This window comes from Bacillus paramycoides, from assembly GCF_001884235.1.
Taxonomy (GTDB): domain Bacteria; phylum Bacillota; class Bacilli; order Bacillales; family Bacillaceae_G; genus Bacillus_A; species Bacillus_A paramycoides.
On record NZ_MAOI01000010.1, the window covers coordinates 1 to 16,014 of the forward strand.

20 protein-coding genes, 1 other RNA gene, 1 pseudogene, 1 riboswitch and 1 other annotated feature are annotated in these 16,014 nt (G+C 35.4%); of the genes and pseudogenes, 15 read left to right on the forward strand and 7 right to left on the reverse strand.

Features of this window, described 5'->3' with window-relative positions:
- The 3 genes from smpB to BAU28_RS01120 all read left to right on the forward strand — a co-directional run bounded on the left by smpB (position 1) and on the right by BAU28_RS01120 (position 1,836).
- A complete protein-coding gene (gene smpB / locus BAU28_RS01110; RefSeq protein ID WP_071717462.1) occupies positions 1–468 on the forward strand; it encodes an SsrA-binding protein in 468 nt (155 codons plus the stop codon).
- A 125-nt stretch (positions 469–593) separates the two neighbouring features.
- Positions 594–948: a transfer-messenger RNA gene (ssrA, locus tag BAU28_RS01115) on the forward strand.
- 348 nt (positions 949–1,296) lie between these two features.
- Positions 1,297–1,836, forward strand: a complete 540-nt coding sequence (locus tag BAU28_RS01120; RefSeq protein WP_033718065.1) for a hypothetical protein — start codon at positions 1,297–1,299, stop codon at positions 1,834–1,836.
- 494 nt (positions 1,837–2,330) lie between these two features.
- Here the strand turns inward: BAU28_RS01120 and BAU28_RS01125 are convergent, their stop codons facing one another.
- The gene (locus BAU28_RS01125; protein WP_071717463.1) at positions 2,331–3,296 is read right to left on the reverse strand and encodes a DUF4822 domain-containing protein; all 966 of its coding nucleotides are present in this window, start codon (positions 3,294–3,296) and stop codon (positions 2,331–2,333) included.
- Between the two features lie 562 nt (positions 3,297–3,858).
- Here BAU28_RS01125 and BAU28_RS01130 point away from each other — a divergent pair.
- The 7 genes and pseudogenes from BAU28_RS01130 to BAU28_RS01160 form a co-directional block, all read left to right on the forward strand.
- A pseudogene (locus BAU28_RS01130) lies at positions 3,859–4,038 on the forward strand (winged helix-turn-helix transcriptional regulator); the annotation flags it as partial.
- Positions 4,039–4,109: 71 nt separating this feature from the next.
- Positions 4,110–4,514, forward strand: a complete 405-nt coding sequence (psiE, locus tag BAU28_RS01135) for a phosphate-starvation-inducible protein PsiE (protein ID WP_048370338.1) — start codon at positions 4,110–4,112, stop codon at positions 4,512–4,514.
- Positions 4,515–4,656: 142 nt separating this feature from the next.
- Positions 4,657–5,172 carry a spermidine N1-acetyltransferase gene (gene speG, locus BAU28_RS01140; RefSeq protein WP_071717464.1) on the forward strand — a complete coding sequence of 172 codons (516 nt, stop codon included), beginning with the start codon at positions 4,657–4,659 and terminating at the stop codon, positions 5,170–5,172.
- A 153-nt stretch (positions 5,173–5,325) separates the two neighbouring features.
- The gene (locus BAU28_RS01145; RefSeq protein WP_071717465.1) at positions 5,326–5,532 is read left to right on the forward strand and encodes a DUF3955 domain-containing protein; all 207 of its coding nucleotides are present in this window, start codon (positions 5,326–5,328) and stop codon (positions 5,530–5,532) included.
- 33 nt (positions 5,533–5,565) lie between these two features.
- On the forward strand, positions 5,566–6,045 hold the full coding sequence (locus BAU28_RS01150; protein WP_071717466.1) for a DUF2975 domain-containing protein: 480 nt from the start codon (positions 5,566–5,568) through the stop codon (positions 6,043–6,045).
- A gap of 11 nt (positions 6,046–6,056) precedes the next feature.
- A complete protein-coding gene (locus BAU28_RS01155) occupies positions 6,057–6,269 on the forward strand; it encodes a helix-turn-helix domain-containing protein (RefSeq protein WP_071717467.1) in 213 nt (70 codons plus the stop codon).
- On the forward strand, positions 6,269–6,481 hold the full coding sequence (locus BAU28_RS01160) for a DUF3955 domain-containing protein (RefSeq protein WP_033719598.1): 213 nt from the start codon (positions 6,269–6,271) through the stop codon (positions 6,479–6,481). Before BAU28_RS01155 ends, BAU28_RS01160 begins: the two co-directional genes overlap by 1 nt.
- 139 nt (positions 6,482–6,620) lie before the next feature.
- Here BAU28_RS01160 and BAU28_RS01165 read toward each other — a convergent pair whose 3' ends face one another.
- Complete coding sequence (locus BAU28_RS01165; RefSeq protein WP_244158050.1) at positions 6,621–6,917, reverse strand: hypothetical protein; 297 nt, start codon at positions 6,915–6,917, stop codon at positions 6,621–6,623.
- A gap of 147 nt (positions 6,918–7,064) precedes the next feature.
- Here BAU28_RS01165 and BAU28_RS01170 point away from each other — a divergent pair, with 147 nt between their 5' ends.
- Positions 7,065–7,304 carry a DUF3947 family protein gene (locus tag BAU28_RS01170; protein ID WP_025148246.1) on the forward strand — a complete coding sequence of 80 codons (240 nt, stop codon included), beginning with the start codon at positions 7,065–7,067 and terminating at the stop codon, positions 7,302–7,304.
- 187 nt (positions 7,305–7,491) lie between these two features.
- Here the strand turns inward: BAU28_RS01170 and crcB (BAU28_RS01180) are convergent, their stop codons facing one another.
- Together crcB (BAU28_RS01180) and crcB (BAU28_RS01185) are read right to left on the reverse strand one after the other, a co-directional pair.
- A complete protein-coding gene (gene crcB / locus BAU28_RS01180) occupies positions 7,492–7,848 on the reverse strand; it encodes a fluoride efflux transporter CrcB (protein ID WP_071717468.1) in 357 nt (118 codons plus the stop codon).
- Positions 7,841–8,248, reverse strand: coding sequence for a fluoride efflux transporter CrcB (gene crcB / locus BAU28_RS01185; protein ID WP_071717469.1), 408 nt, complete (start codon positions 8,246–8,248; stop codon positions 7,841–7,843). The genes crcB (BAU28_RS01180) and crcB (BAU28_RS01185) overlap by 8 nt, the downstream gene beginning before the upstream one ends.
- Positions 8,249–8,302: 54 nt before the next feature.
- Positions 8,303–8,362: riboswitch (Fluoride riboswitch) on the reverse strand.
- 159 nt (positions 8,363–8,521) lie between these two features.
- Here crcB (BAU28_RS01185) and BAU28_RS01190 point away from each other — a divergent pair.
- The 4 genes from BAU28_RS01190 (at position 8,522) to tyrS (ending at position 13,150) form a co-directional block, all read left to right on the forward strand.
- Positions 8,522–9,580, forward strand: a complete 1,059-nt coding sequence (locus BAU28_RS01190) for an endonuclease/exonuclease/phosphatase family protein (protein ID WP_071717470.1) — start codon at positions 8,522–8,524, stop codon at positions 9,578–9,580.
- A 238-nt stretch (positions 9,581–9,818) separates the two neighbouring features.
- On the forward strand, positions 9,819–10,214 hold the full coding sequence (locus tag BAU28_RS01195) for an SET domain-containing protein (protein WP_002174143.1): 396 nt from the start codon (positions 9,819–9,821) through the stop codon (positions 10,212–10,214).
- Between the two features lie 388 nt (positions 10,215–10,602).
- Positions 10,603–11,517, forward strand: coding sequence for a UDP-N-acetylmuramate dehydrogenase (murB, locus tag BAU28_RS01200; RefSeq protein ID WP_071717471.1), 915 nt, complete (start codon positions 10,603–10,605; stop codon positions 11,515–11,517).
- 100 nt (positions 11,518–11,617) lie between these two features.
- Positions 11,618–11,833: a binding site (T-box leader), on the forward strand.
- A 57-nt stretch (positions 11,834–11,890) separates the two neighbouring features.
- Complete coding sequence (gene tyrS, locus BAU28_RS01205; RefSeq protein WP_002174141.1) at positions 11,891–13,150, forward strand: tyrosine--tRNA ligase; 1,260 nt, start codon at positions 11,891–11,893, stop codon at positions 13,148–13,150.
- A gap of 243 nt (positions 13,151–13,393) precedes the next feature.
- Here tyrS and BAU28_RS01210 read toward each other — a convergent pair whose 3' ends face one another.
- The 3 genes from BAU28_RS01210 to BAU28_RS01220 all read right to left on the reverse strand — a co-directional run bounded on the left by BAU28_RS01210 (position 13,394) and on the right by BAU28_RS01220 (position 15,856).
- Positions 13,394–14,572, reverse strand: coding sequence for an NAD(P)/FAD-dependent oxidoreductase (locus BAU28_RS01210; protein WP_071717472.1), 1,179 nt, complete (start codon positions 14,570–14,572; stop codon positions 13,394–13,396).
- A 44-nt stretch (positions 14,573–14,616) separates the two neighbouring features.
- Positions 14,617–15,057: a DUF1641 domain-containing protein gene (locus tag BAU28_RS01215; RefSeq protein WP_002174139.1), complete on the reverse strand. Its 441-nt coding sequence runs from the start codon at positions 15,055–15,057 to the stop codon at positions 14,617–14,619.
- Positions 15,058–15,508: 451 nt separating this feature from the next.
- A complete protein-coding gene (locus tag BAU28_RS01220; RefSeq protein WP_071717473.1) occupies positions 15,509–15,856 on the reverse strand; it encodes a winged helix-turn-helix transcriptional regulator in 348 nt (115 codons plus the stop codon).
- Between the last annotated feature and the right edge of the window lie 158 nt (positions 15,857–16,014).

Here is a 16,014-nt window from a genome sequence, read left to right on the forward strand (position 1 = left end):
ATGCCAAAGGGTACAGGTAAGGTTATTGCACAAAATAAAAAAGCATTTCATGATTATTTCATCGAAGAAACATACGAAGCAGGGCTTGTCCTTCAAGGAACGGAAATTAAGTCGATTCGCGCTGGACGCGTGAACTTGAAAGATGCGTTTGCACGTATACATAATGGTGAAGTATGGGTTCATAATATGCATATTAGTACGTACGAACAAGGGAATCGTTTCAACCATGATCCGCTTCGCACGAGAAAGTTACTTCTTCATAAAAAAGAAATTGATAAGTTAGCAGGAGCTGCAAAAGAAACAGGATATGCATTAGTTCCACTTAGAATCTATTTGAAAAATGGATTTGCAAAAATGGCACTTGGTTTAGCAAAAGGTAAGAAACAATATGATAAACGTCATGATTTAAAAGAGAAAGAAGCAAAACGTGAAATTGCACGCGCGTTCCGTGATCGTCAAAAGATGTAATACAAATATTTACATTTGTAAAACGGCGCGCGTATGATATAATAACTTATGTAAGATTGTTGCACATTGAAAAACAGCTCTTAGTAGCTATCACGATATTTCTTCGTATGCTCCATTTCTATCATGGGGACGTTACGGATTCGACAGGGATAGTTCGAGCTTAAGTTGCGAGTCGAGGGGATCGGCCTCGTTAAAACGTCAAAGCCTATAATTGGCAAACAAAACAATCTTTCTTTAGCTGCTTAATTGCACTAAAGGTTCCTCCCTCCATCGTCCATGTGGTAGGGTAAGGGACTCAAACTAAGTGGACTACGCCGGAGTTCGCCGTCTGAGGACAAAGGAAGAGAACAACCAGACTAGCAACTTGGAAGCCTGTCGATAGGCCGAAGAGTTCGCGAAATGCTAATATATCGACTACACTCGTAGAAGCTTAAGTGCCGATATTTTTGGACGTGGGTTCGACTCCCACCGTCTCCACCAATACATATTTGGTGGTTTTTTTATTTTGTATGATATGAACCATAAGTTTGCCGGAACGGCAAGCTTATGGTTCTTTTTGTTTGCGGCAAACTTATGCTTCCAGGATTTGAAGAATATTTTTAATGTCGCTTTTAAATAAAGTCACGGTGTTTATAAAAAAGACGCGATGTTTTGTCCCTTTGGATCAGTTTATCTAAAGGGATGTTTTTATAGTGAAAAGAAGATCTGAACTGAAAGACGGATTAAGGAACTGTTGAGCGGCAATAAAGTTACTCCACTAAAGGGCCATATTGTGGTACTGTTAAGGAAAAGCGAGTAATTGCGTGCGTTGTACAAGGGGGTGTTGGGGTGAATGTAATTGCGTGGTTGATCGTTGCTTGTGAAATAGGGTTTTGGGTTGTTATAACTTTAGGTCTGCTCACACGATATATCCTTAAGAAAAATAAATTAGGATTGTTTTTCCTAGCTTTAACACCTGTTATTGATTTAATTTTATTAGTTGTTACGGGTGTCGACTTGTATCGTGGTGCGACTGCTACCCAAGTGCATGCAATAGCTGCTGTTTATATTGGAATCTCAATCGCATTCGGTAGGAGTATGATTGAGTGGGCTGATATACGCTTTCAATATTATGTGATGAAACAAGGAGCGAAACCAGTTAAAAGATTTGGCATTGATTATGCGAAACACTACTTTAAAAGCTGGGGACAACATGTGCTTGCTTTTCTAATAGGTGCCGGAATTTTATTTGTATTAATCTATTTAATTAACGATTCTTCTCGAACAGAAGTGTTGGCTGGCTTTCTAAAAGTATGGACACTTGTGTTGGGTATCGATCTTTTGATTGCCATAAGCAATTTTATTTGGCCGAAAAGGGAAAAAGGGTAACAATTTAATAATATCGCAATTGGGCACGATTGTTGAGCAAACACAGGTAGAAAAATGATTAAACTTTTTTATGAAAAATTATTCACTAGCAACAAATAACCCAAGCATTTTGATCAAACTTTTTTCAAAATATTTGGGTTTTTTCTATTGAAAAATCAATTTTTGTAGCATGCTTTTGATCAAACTTTATTACAAACCAACAGCATTCATGGCAAGCTTATGGGTTAATAATTAATCCACGGCGAAGGTATGTTTCCTTTTTCCTCGAATAATCAACTAAATCTCCTCAAAAACATGTGATTTCCGGCAAAGATATGCTTCCTTTAGCGGCAACTTTATGGGTAAAGTCACATTGTGTATAACAAGAAGCATAAGATGGCGTTTTGGCCAACTTATGCTTCTTTTAGTTTACAGCTGATTTATGTTTCGAATATAAAAAGTGGATTAATAAGAAAAATCCTGTAGCTCAGTACAGGATTTTTAATTAAACTTTATTAGAAACTAAATTTTGGTGTAACATCACCTTTATAAGGTTCATGTTCAACGAATACAGTTATGTCTTTACCAGCTTGGTCTTTACCAGTTCTTTTATACGTAAATTTATTATTATTCAGTTCAGTAAGTTCAAGAGCGGCACCATATTTATTATTTCCAATTGAAACATGGGCTCTTATTTTATTTTCGTGTACAACATCGAAGTAGCCATAATCACCGCGGCTTTGACCTGTTTCGCTATTGAAGAACTCATATTTATTAGACTTGTCATCAAATTTTGCTAGACTTATAAAATTCGAATTAAACTGTGTTACATCATTACCCGCTTCATCTAATACTTTTGTTCCGTGCCAAAGGGTACCGCCTAAAATTTTATCTCCATCAACGTTTTTAACAATATCTCCTGTAGTAGTGTTCAGCTGCTTGTCCGGATCAGTGAAAGAAAGTTCTTTTTCTTTATATGGAACATGTTCAACGAAAACTTCTACATCTTTACCGTTAGCGTCTTTCCCCATTCTTTTATAAGTAAATACATTTTTATTTAGTTTTGTCATGTCAACAACAGCTTGATACTTCATTGATTCTGAAATTAATATTCTCTTCTTCCCATCATTTGTGACAAAGAAAGTTCCTTTATCGCCACGACTTTCACCTGTCTTAGCATCAAAAAATTCATATCTTCCTGACTTCGCATCATATTTTGCTAGACCAATGAAGTTTGCATTCTCTTTTGTTAAGTCATTCTTATCTTTGTCATACACTCTTGTACCTTGCCAATTTGTCTCGCTAAGAATGTTAGCCATTTTTTGCCCTTTAGTTAACTTATTTTCCTTTTTATTCTCTTGAGCAGCTTGTTCTTGCTTCGGTTTACTATGATTTTCTTCGGCTTTAGTACCAGCACATCCTGTTAGCGCTAATGTGAATCCGAGCAGTATTGATGATAGGGCTTTTGTTTTTTTGTTCATTTTTTATCGTCTCCTCATTTTATGATTTTCATGTTATTCACATGGTTTACCCGTATTTATACTAGTGGTACGGTTTGCGATTATAGTCGCAATTCGTCCTTCTGAGTCCTTAACATTGTTATAAGTTATATATGAAAAGACTCAGATTCAATTAATGAACTTAGTTACTACGTTTATTATGTTAATACCCGAGTATAAACTCCCTCTAAATAAATCCTTAAAAAAAGATAAACTAATTCCTAAAATTTGTTCATGTTTATAAAAAAATAACCACTTTGGCAAGTGTTGTGCTTTTAAATACTTGCCAAAGTGGTTCCAGTAGAATGAAAATCATAATACCTACGAGTAATCCAGAAACACATTGTAAGGAAGAAGGAATGCCGCTAAGTGCACTTTTTGGAAGAAACATTATTTCTGAACTGATTAATACTGTAATACTTAATATAGTTAAATTGTGAAAAAACTAAAATATTCTTTTATAAAGTTTCTTACAAAGCAAAGATTGGGATAATTACAGATGTGATTTTTTGTTTGTAGATTTTTAATCTAGAAATAGAAAGTGGATGGACTTGTATCTAGAAAAGTATACAATCAAGTGCCGCCGAAAGTGGAATATTCCCTTACAGAACAGGGACAATCATTAAAAGAAGGTTTAAAAGTACTTTGCGATTGGGGAAGCGACTATATTAAGCATAAATATCCGAATGGTGAAGTGATAGTGAAAGAGGACGATCATATTTGATTTAACACTTCTGTAAGTATAATTTTGCTATAATAAATATGCACTTATACGAAGGGGAGTTTAAAGAGAAAATGAAATCATTTAACATCGATCATTTTATTGCGAGTGTTTTACAGTGGATATTAAATTTTGCTCTAATCATATTATCCATTGTCTTATCTATTTTTTTAATTAATGAGACAATCACATTTGTTCAATACATATTTTCAGCGAAGAAGTATACATCTTATAAATTAGTTGAAAGTATCATTGTCTACTTCTTATACTTCGAGTTTATCGCATTAATTATTAAGTATTTCAAATCGAATTATCATTTCCCGTTACGTTATTTTATTTATATTGGAATTACGGCATTAATTCGATTAATTATTGTATCTCATGATGAACCGTTTGAGACGTTATTATATGCAGGATCCATTCTTGTTTTAGTCATTGCTTTATACATATCAAATTTGAGAGATTTAAGAAAAGAGTAGTAGTGCAGACATAAGTTTGCACTACTTTTTTACGTCTTGACCTTCAAGTAACTTGAAGGTTTACAATGTAATTAGGGCGTTTGAAATCGAAAAAAATAGAGAAATTAAGTGAAGAGGTTTCTTTTATTTGGAGGTTATAGGAATGAATCAGGAATTGAAGTTACGTCCATTAGAACGAGAAGATTTAAAGTTTGTACACGAACTTAATAATAACGCACATATTATGTCTTATTGGTTTGAAGAACCGTATGAGGCATTTGTGGAGCTGCAGGATTTATATGATAAACATATACATGATCAAAGTGAACGCCGGTTTATCGTTGAGAAAGATAATGAGATGGTTGGATTGGTCGAATTAGTAGAAATTGATTATATTCACCGTAGAACTGAATTCCAAATTATTATTGATCCTAATTATCAAGGACACGGTTATGCAGCTGATGCAACGCGTTTAGCGATGGATTACGCTTTTTCTGTATTAAATATGCATAAGATATATTTAGTTGTTGATAAAGAGAATGAAAAGGCTGTACATGTGTATAAAAAGGTTGGATTTATGGTGGAAGGTGAGTTACAAGACGAGTTTTTCGTTGATGGTACTTACCATAATGCGATAAGAATGTGTATGTTCCAAAAGGCATATTTAGGAGCAAAATGATTGAGTGATAAGGCTATAGACAGTGATTTGTCTATAGTCTTTTTATTATGTTAAACAACAACTATTTATCGTAAAACGATAAATAGTTGTTGACTTATAATGTGGTTAGATTTATTATGATGGTAGCAAGCATAGTGAAAAGGAGAGTATATTATGAAAAGTGAATATTTAGTAGCTATGACTTTAATGCTTTTAGGGGCTACTTGTTTAACAATTCATGCGACAACTAGTAAAGTAGCAGCAAATGGTTTGCTTGTAGAACCATTCTTGTTTCTAGTACCAATAAGTTATTTACTGTTCTTTAGTGGTATTGGTGTGTCGCTATTTGGAATTATTACTTCAAAGTTGAAAAAACAGTAATAGATACACACTGTTAGTTCAGGAGGTTATTTTGTGAAACAAAAAGAATTGTCATTATGGCTAAAGTTGATTATCGTACTTTGTGGATGTTTTGGTTTATTGTTCTGTATATATATTGGGCCAGAAACGGGAAGAGCGGTATTGTTAGCTTCAGAAAGTTTGAAGGGACTATATGAGCCATTTGTAACATTCATTTGGATCACGGGAATTCCATTTTTCAGCGCTTTATTTTTAGGATGGAAAATATGTTCAGACATTGGTTCAGACAAAGCCTTTACTGTAAAAAATGCGAATAGATTAAAGATAATTAGCATCTTATCAATGACTGAAGGTGTTATATATATCGGGGCATTACTATATATTTTCGTAGCTGGAAGTTATCATACAAGTATTTTAGTTATTCTGCTACTTATTTTGTTCTTCTCGGTCGTTATATCTATTTTTACTTCCTTACTTTCTCATTTAGTTAGAAAAGCAAGTGAAATAAAAGATGATAATGACTTAACGATTTGAGGTGTTCTGTTATGGCGATTGTAGTAAATCTCGATGTAATGTTAGCGAAAAGAAAAATGAGCGTGACAGAGCTATCTGAGAAATTAGGAATTACAATGGCGAATGTCTCGATATTAAAAAATGGAAAAGCAAAAGCAATTAAATTCTCAAGTTTAGAGAAAATATGTGAAGTTTTAGCGTGTCAGCCAGGTGATATTTTAGAGTATGAAAAGGAGAAATTATGATGAAGAAAAAGTATTTATTAGCGTCTAGTCCGATATTTTTAGGAGTGTTATGTATAATTATGTTTAATATAATTGGTTCGGAAGTGAAGCCGGATGGAACTTTAGTGGAACCATTTTTCTTAATTCCATTAGCTTATTTATTTGCTTTTAGTGGAGTTATGGCGATATTGTTTGTAGCTATTTTCTCGATGTTTAGAAAAAAACAGGTATAATTTTATCACGCATTAATGGGCAGCCCGATTGATGAGGGCTAATAATCAGTAGGGATGAACAAAATTCCCACTGATTAAATTTTTACTTTATATGTAATTGAAAAGACCGTATTTTTACGGTCTTTTATGTTTTTTTACTTTAGTATGGAGTAGGAAGCGGGGATCCTGGTGGTCTCCACCAAGATTCAACGGTTTTCCAAGCGGTATTATAATCGTAACCTCTTCCAAGTAAGTAGCCGATAGCAACAGCTTCGGTTAATGCGTGTTGATAGCCGAGATGAGCAGCTTCACGTAATCCGTGAGAAACAGCAGGACCAATTATAGTGATTGTTTGGTGTTTTAGTGGATTCTGGGGATGCCAATGTTGATCTCGATAATAGTCATCTTGAGTAAAAGGTTGTTGTTCGTAGAAACTCATATTCTCACTCCTTTTCATATATTGGTGGGCATTTATATACTCTATGAAGGTGTTTTATGTATGGGTTGGGCTAAAAACATGTTTTATGTAAATTTAAAACACTCACATCGTATGTAAACATAACATGTAAAAGGAAGTTACTCTGTATATAAAGTGAGCTGAATAATGATGAACCATTATTTTTACACTGGAAGACAAGCAGGGCCGGCTATTACACTGGCCGGGGCACAGGAGACAATTCAAGCAGTACATCAGGCTATTCAAATGCAACAACAAGCACAGATGGGGCACATGATGCAGAGTCAGTATATGCCGTATACACAGCCTCCGATGCAAATCGTACATTATAATGTGTATCCAGCTGGTCTATTTTCAATTCCTTATGGTGCAACATACTTTTTATGAAAGAAAGCGACTGATAGGAGTCGCTTTCTTTTTTATCCCGCTATTTGTGGGCAGTAAGACTCCCACCTCAAAATTCGGCTGTAAAGCAAAGGAGTTAGGTGGGAGATCAACTGCCCGTAAAAGCCCGATTGGTGTGGGCTAATAATCAGTGGGGGATGAACAAAACCCCACTGATTAAAGTTTCACTTTATATTCCGCCTAACTTCATCCCAAGGAATGTGAATGTGATACCGATTATATAAGAAGCACTTAAATATAAAAAGAAGGTGCAAAAGTTTTTACGATTAAGCAGCTGGATGGACTCTAATTTAAATGTTGAAAATGTAGTGAAGGCGCCCATGAACCCTGTGCCTAATAATAATTGCCAACTTGTAGTTATCCCTTTGCCAATTATATATCCGAGTAAAAATGCTCCCGTTATATTAATGAGAAATGTAGCAATTGGAAATGAAGTTTTGTTTCTTTCTTTAAACCAATTGCTAATCGCAAATCGTGTGATGGCACCGAAGAATCCGCCGACGGCTATTAATAAAGGACTAATCATGATTTTCCACCTTCCCCAAGGCGTTTTGTAGTGAAAGGTTGCCAAGTTTATAGCCGAGTCCAGACATAATTAGACCACCTAGCATGCTGCATAATACATATAAAAAGGCGATACCTAACTCAGAATGATTGATTAGTTTTACAGTTTCGACGCTAAATGTTGAAAACGTCGTAAATGAACCGATAAAGCCGGTTCCAATCCCTGTGATAACTTCGGAAGGTAAGATGTTTAACCGAGCAATATAAGTGGTCAACCAAGCAAGTAAGAAACAGCCAATTAAGTTAATCGTTAATGTAGCGAATGGTAATGAATGATGCCAAAACATATCGATAGTAAGGCCTAAATAATAACGGGAAAGGGCTCCTAATATACCAGCTATGCCAACAATAATATATATCAATTTCTTCACCTCTCTAATAGTTTACTCAAAAAAAATAGACTCCTACCAGTGTACATACTGGTAGGAGTCATTAGCTATGCAGCGGTTATGGCGAACTCCATCGCCTATAAGTTCTATTTATAGTTTACTAAATATTATTTTGGATTGCCAATAAATATGTTAATGTTAAGTTTTTCTTATGGTAAAATATCTCTTGTGTCTTTAATGTACTTTCGTTTAACTGAAAATACAGAAAAGTTAAATATTATTTTGTGAATAAAGGAGTCATATGTTTTGAAGAAATTTTTAAAGATAGTATTAATATGTATTTTAATAGTGGCGTGTATTCTAGGTGGATTTTTAGCGTATATGACACTTACAAAAGAGCGGCCGGCGGACGTTATAGACGTAGAGGTTGAAAATAATAAAGAGCGCGTATTACAGCCAGGAAATGAATTTAAAGTTACAACATTTAATATTGGATATGCTGGATTAGATAAGGATCAAGATTTCTTTATGGACGGGGGAAAAGGTTCGGGTTCGAGCAGTAAGGAGCAAACCGAGACTAATTTAAAAAATATACTTTCGTTTTTACAAAGTGAGAATAGTGATTTTACATTGTTACAAGAAGTTGATAAAAAATCTCTTCGCTCATTTGATATAAATGAGCATGAATTTTTGAAACAAGGATTATCAGATTATGCTACAACGTTTGGGAAGAATTATGATACAAAGTGGGTTCCTGTCCCGATCACAAAACCGATGGGATATGCTGAGGGAGGACTAAGTACATTTTCTAAATACACAGTTCAAAAAACAACGCGATTCCAACTGCCAGGAATGGAGCCTTGGCCGAAGCGTTTATTCGATTTAGATCGGGCAATTGTCGAACATAAAATCCCAGTTAATAATGGCAAGTATGTTAGGCTCGTAAACGTACATTTATCTGCTTATGATGAAGGCGGAAAAATTAGAAAGCAACAAGTAGAATATTTAAAAGAATATATGAACAAGTGTTATCAAAATGGTGATTACGTAATATTAGGTGGAGATTGGAACCAGTTACTTTCTAATGTCCAATTAAGTGATCCTAAGTTTGTAAAAGAGCGTCCCGAATGGTTAGTAGAATTGCCAAAAGACTTTGCGGACGGAGGATTTCAATGGGCTGTAGACCCTTCTGTTATGACGGTAAGGGATGATGTGAAGAAATATGTGGAAGGTGAAAATTTCGTCACTATTATTGATGGTTTTATCGTTTCGCCTAATGTCGAAATTGTAAATGTACAAGGCAAAGATTTAAAGTTTGAAAATAGTGATCATAACCCAGTGAGTGCAGTATTTAAACTGAAGTAATCGAAACGTATAAGTGTAGGAACAGAGTAGTATAAAGGATGTTACACATGGTTAATCAGCAAGTGAAGTCGTTAGAAAATATTTTAGAAAAATAATTTTACTTTAAAAGAGTACAAATGATGTGCTCTTTTTTCATTCAAACGAATACTTGATAGGAATTTAATTGCTTTTCTCTTCGTTTTCTGCCAAGCTTAAGGAGATAAAATACTTCAAAGAAAGAATTATATAGGTGACGAATATGATTGAAGTTAAGACTTCTGAACTTAGTGATGGAGAATTTAATAGAGGTGTATTTGCAACTCGTGATATTAAAAAGGGTGAGTTGATACACGCAGCACCAGTTATCTCTTATCCGAATGAACAGCATGAACACATTGAGAAAACGTTACTTGCTGACTACGCATTTGAGTATGGGATAAATCATACGGCAATCCTGTTAGGATACGGTATGTTATTTAATCATTCATATACGCCGAATGCAACGTATGATATTGTTTTCGAGAATCATACGTTTAACTTCTTCGCTTATAAAGATATAAAAGCGGGAGAAGAGATTCTAATCAATTATAATGGTGAAGTTGATGACAATGAGCTATTATGGTTTGATAAGGAAAAAGAAGAGAACGAAAAATAAATTAAAGAGTATAGAAAGAGCACATTCTGTGGGATGTGCTCTTTTTTTATTGATGAAAATAAAGTAAAAATTACAAAAAAATACCACTTTCCTTTCGTGTGGTATAGTAAGATACTGAAGGATAGTGCTTTGAAAAACCTATATATTTTACAAATTATTGTCTATATGGTTACATGTCAAGTTTAGTAGTCCATTTGGGTTGCTTTATTATGCGATATATATTTTAATATGAGTGGCACCTCTTATAATTTAAGAGGTTTATAGGTGTGTTTTATGCACACTTTATCTACCACTTGAGCTTTTTATTTGTAGTACGTTTTTTATGTGGGGATATTATGGGCCCGTAGATAGCGGGATAAAAAGATTATAGAAATAGAGGAATCGTAAAATGAATATGCAAGAGGTTTATAAATATTTAAGTACAGTATTGCCTGAAGGTCATGTGAAGCAAGATGAAATGTTAAAGAATCATACGCATATTAAAGTAGGGGGAAAAGCGGATGTGTTCGTTGCTCCTACGAATTATGATGAAATTCAAGAAGTTATAAAGTATGCGAATCAATACAATATTCCAGTTACGTTTTTAGGAAATGGCTCTAATGTTATTATTAAAGATGGCGGTCTTCGCGGGATTACAGTAAGTTTAATTCATATTACAGATGTTACTGTAACAGGGACAACAATTGTTGCGCAATGTGGTGCAGCAATTATTGATGTGTCACGAATTGCATTAGATCACTGTTTAACAGGACTTGAGTTTGCTTGTGGTATACCAGGTTCAGTTGGCGGAGCGTTATATATGAATGCTGGTGCATATGGCGGTGAAGTTGCATATGTGCTAACAGAAGCTGTCGTAATGACAGGTGATGGAGAGCTATGTACTTTAACGAAAGATGAATTTGAATTTGGCTATCGTAAGAGTGTGTTTGCGAACAATCATTATATTATTCTTGAAGCGAAGTTTGAACTTGAAGAAGGTGTACGTGAAGAAATTAAAGAAAAGATGGATGATTTAACGTTTAAGCGTGAATCAAAACAACCGTTAGAGTATCCCTCATGTGGTAGTGTATTTAAGCGCCCACCAAATAACTTTGCGGGTAAGCTTATTCAAGAATCAGGATTGCAAGGTAAGCGAATTGGCGGTGTAGAGGTTTCTTTAAAACACGCTGGATTTATGGTGAATGTGGATAACGGAACTGCACAAGATTATATCGATCTAATTCATTTCGTACAAAAAACAGTTGAAGAAAAATTCGGTGTGAAATTAGAGAGAGAAGTAAGGATTATTGGAGAAGATATATAATAATCTTTGAACTAAAAACGTATGAATTATTTTAAAATAACATTTGGGTATTGTTGACAATTTGGTTTTAATTCAATATAATGGCTAATAATTTAACATATGAAATACGTTGAAAGAGCCCAGTAGCAGTTTGTCACTGTTATCGAGAGAGCTAGGGGTTGCTGGAACCTAGCACAAACAAACTTGTGAATTACACTCTGGAGTATCTTAGTTAATGCTAAGCGGAGTAGCAATCGATATTATTGCTAAGAGTGGTATGAATAGCTATGCTATTTATGCAAGCTGGGTGGTAACACGGTGAATAATCGTCCCTATGTCTATCGTAGACATAGGGACTTTTTTGTTTTTAAAAAAATAAAGGGGATGGCAAGAGATGAATATTATTGATGAATTAGAATGGCGCGGTGCTGTTAATCAACAGACGGATGAAGAAGGGTTACGTAAGCTAGTAGAAGAGAAAGAGATTTCGTTATACTGTGGGGTAGATCCGACCGGTGATAGTATGCATATCGGACATTTGATTCCTTTTATGATGATGAAAAGATTTCAATTAGCTGGACATCATCCGGTTATTTTAATTGGTGGGGCAACAGGAACAATTGGTGATCCAAGTGGACGCCAATCAGAGCGCCAACTGCAAACTTTAGAAGTGGTGCAGCATAACGTAGATGCGTTAACAGCGCAAATGAAAAAGCTATTTGATTTCGGCGGGAATAGCGAAGTGAAGATGGTAAATAACTACGACTGGACACATGAAATAAACATTATCGAGTTTTTACGTGATTACGGCAAAAACTTTAGTATCAATAGCATGTTAGCGAAGGACATTGTAGCGAGTCGTTTAGATACAGGAATTTCTTTCACAGAATTTACGTACCAAATTTTGCAAGCGATGGACTTCCATCATTTATACACAAAAGAAGATGTTCAATTACAAATTGGCGGTAGTGACCAATGGGGAAATATTACGAGCGGTTTAGATTTAATTCGTAAGTTAGAAGGACACGAGGCGAAAGTATTCGGGTTAACAATTCCGTTATTGTTAAAATCAGACGGTACGAAATTTGGTAAATCAGCAGGTGGTGCAGTTTGGCTCGATCCTGAAAAAACAACACCGTTTGAATTTTACCAGTTTTGGGTGAATACAGATGACCGTGACGTAATTAAATACTTGAAATACTTTACGTTCTTAACGAAAGAGCGCATTGATGAATTGGCAGTGAAGGTGGAAACAGAACCACATAAACGTGAGGCGCAAAAAGTATTAGCGGAAGAAATGACGAAATTCGTTCACGGAGAAGAGGCATTTTTGCAAGCTGTGAAAATTACATCGGCATTATTTAGCGGAGATATTAAATCGTTAACAGCTGATGAAATTGAACAAGGATTTAAAGAGATGCCGACATTCCAATCTTCAAAAGAGACGAAAAATGTTGTAGAGTGGCTAGTTGATTTAGGAATTGAACCATCTAGAAGACAAGCACGTGAGGATATTAATAATGGTGCTATATCTATGAACGGTGAAAAAGTAACGGATGTCAGCACGGATGTTACTGTAGAAAATTCTTTTGATGGAAGATTTATTATTATTCGTAAAGGGAAGAAGAACTACAGCTTAGTGAAACTGGGATAATGGGGAAGTGCGGTAGTGAATGAAATTATATCGGCGATTTTCATGATATATCGATTTAACAACAAAAAATGACAATAGGAGACTGATCCAAAATAATTTTTGGATTAGCTCCCTTATAAAAGTCAGTATATTTAGATAAATTTAAAGGTAATACCATTTTTTTGCCGAATAAAATTAAGTAGAGAAAATTACGGATAAAAATAGCCCGAACCATGCAGGGCATGATTCGGGCTTATATTCAGATTAGTAAGCTAAGCTGAATAGACCTTTAATGTGTGATAAGTAACGAACGTTACTTGCTTCTTTCATTAATGATGCTGGTAAACCTTTAAGTGGAGTATTGCTTGCTCCAATTGTAGCAACAGCATCTTTACGTCCTAGACTTGCAAGTGTTCCAGAGTTTACAGGTGCGAACTCTTCGAATGCTTTGCCTTCTAGTGCTGCGTATAAGTTGTATCCAATTAACTCACCCATTTGCCAAGCGATTTGTGCAGTTGGTGGGTATGGACGGCCGTCTGGAGAGAAGACAACAGCGCTGTCTCCAGCAACGAATACGTCTTTGTGAGAAGTAGATTGTAGGTATGCATCAACTGTTGCACGACCACGGTTTACTTCAAGACCTGATTCACCGATTAATGGGTTACCTTGTACGCCGCCTGTCCAAACGAATGTGTTAGCAACTAGTTTTTGACCGTCTTTTAAGTCGATTTCATTGCCAGCAACGTTTGTTACAGGAAGACCTGTTAAGAATGTAACGCCGCGTGCTTCTAAGCTAGTAGTTGCACGTTCGATTAAGTGGTCTGGTAATACTGGAAGGATTTTTGGACCTGCTTCAACAAGAAGAAGTTTAACTTCTTTTGGATTTACGCCGTGGCTTTTTGCAAGTTTAGGCATAATGTCAGCAAGCTCACCAACTAGCTCAACGCCAGTTAATCCGCCACCACCGATTACGATTGTAGCATCAGCTTCGTTTTTCGTTTTCGCGTATTCACGAATACGGTCTTCAACGTGTTTGTAGATTTTGTTTGCATCAGCAGCAGATTTTAATACCATGCTGTTTTCTTCTAGTCCTGGAATACCGAAGTAAGCAGTTTTACTTCCTAAAGCAACTACAAGTGCATCGTAAGATAAAGTAGTGCCACCAGCTAGTTTGATTTCTTTGCTATCAACTGAGAATGAATCAACTGTTGCAATTTTAAGATCGATGTCTTTGCCTTTGAAAAGCTTTGTAAGTGGCATTGCAACTGCTTGCTCAGCAACGTTACCAGCTGCAAGGCGGTGTAGCTCAGTGATGATTTGGTGTGTTGGGTATTGGTTAATCACTGTAACTTGTGCTTCTGATTTGCTGTAATATTTACGTACGTTTAAAGCGGCAAGAAGACCGCCATAACCAGCGCCTAAGATGACAATTTGTTTTGACATAGTATGATATCCCCCGTCTTTACTAATTGTTGTTATAAGTTAAATTATTTATTATTACGTTCTGCACTAACTTGAAGATATGCGTTTACAAAGCGGAACATTTTTTGTGCTTGTGGGTCTTTTAATAATTTTAATAGACCGAACAGGCCGATAACTTCGCTGCTTTCATCAGCGCGATCTTTCGCTTCGATAGCAGTTGCAGCCATGCTTTTCACTGTATCTTTTACAGGTTCTACAATCTCTTGGATTGCGCTAACAGTGTCGCTTTTTAATACTTCGTCAGTAGCAACAGTTTGAGCGAAGTCATAAGACTTAGTTAAAATGTTAACAAGCTCAGTTAATTTTGGAAGCTGCTCCACTAGTGTTGTTAATGATTCTTGTACCTCAGGTTTTAACAACTGATCAAGTACATCAAGTTGTCCTTGGCTAGCAGAAATTTGTACAGTTTCTTGTTCTGGCTTTGTTTGAGTCATAGTTTCTGGCATCTCCAATTCTCCTTTACGATAGCAATACTCTTATTTTTTGGAATTAATATTCCTGGCATAGGTAAGGACAGAAAAAGTTTGCAAAACTTTATACAAAGTTTCACAAAACACAATAAAATGCCTTTAAATTTATGATGGCAAATAAGCCGAAATCATAAATCTAAAACCATAATGTCTTACCTATTATCTATGAACTGTCCGATACATGGCTTGTCCGCATAATGGAAAGTTCCTTTATCGGAAAGTGTATATAATATATAACCTATATTATATACTATATACACGTATGTTAACATAAAAATGATTCCTAATTATTTGATATTGAGCCCGTAGCCTAGTACTGACAAGGCATGAAAGCGCATAAATTATTTTGTCTAGGTTAAAAATGTACATATATATGTAGAAAAAAAGGAAAAAAAGAACAAATTTTTGTTCTTTTTTTCCTTTTTTCTTATTGTTCACCCTCTGTAATTAACATGGATGTGTTGCCGCCTTTTTCAAGGTGGCATTCGCCCCAAGTACAAAGAGAATCAAGAATCGATTCTAAAGACCAACCGTAGTCAGTAAGGGAATATTCTACCTTTGGTGGGACTTGATTGTATACCTTTCTTTGAATAACTCCGTCATCTTCCAATTCACGTAATTGCTGTGTTAACATCTTTTGTGTGATACCAGGCATTAAACGTTTTAGTTCACTTGTTCTCTTTGTACCTTTCGTTAAGTGACAAAGAATAACAACCTTCCATTTTCCGCCGATAACCTCTAAAGTCGCCTCTACAGGAATATTGTATTTCTTCATATGAAAGCCTCCTTTGGTCAATGCAGATTTCAGCTTGTGAGAAAAGTAAGCTAAATAATACAAATGTTACTTTTTAGTACCTATAGCACTTTAAAGTACGTACTTTTTATCATGTTAAATATGTTTCATAATAGCACATGTAAGAGGCAAATGAGTAG